General features: G+C 72.0%; 1 protein-coding gene. It reads right to left on the bottom strand.

Features of this window, described 5'->3' with window-relative positions; genetic code table 11:
- On the bottom strand, positions 1 to 289 hold a 289-nt coding region (locus tag J7E68_RS20175), incomplete at both ends, for a chaplin family protein (RefSeq protein WP_285225361.1).

Below are 289 nucleotides of genomic sequence, written 5' to 3'. Positions count from 1 at the left end.
GGACGGGGATGGCGTTGCCCGTGGCGGTGACGGGTGCGGTGACCGGGGCGGTGACCTGGGTGCCGCCGAGGATGCCGTCGTCGCCCGATGTGGTGGAACCGGTTCCGGTTCCGGTCGTGGGTGCTGTCGTGCCGGTGGTGCCGGTGGTGCCGGTGGCCTCGCTGTCTCCGAGGACGGAGATGGCGTTGCCGGTGGCGGTCACGGGTGCGGTGACCGGGGCGGTGACCTGGGTGCCGCCGAGGATGCCGTCGTTGCCCGATGTGGTGGAACCGGTTCCGGTTCCGTTCGT

Source organism: Microbacterium sp. ISL-103 (assembly GCF_018613995.1).
In the GTDB taxonomy this organism is placed as follows: domain Bacteria; phylum Actinomycetota; class Actinomycetes; order Actinomycetales; family Microbacteriaceae; genus Microbacterium.
Note: the sequence above shows the minus strand (reverse complement) of the source record. Positions and strands in the feature narration are given on the sequence as shown.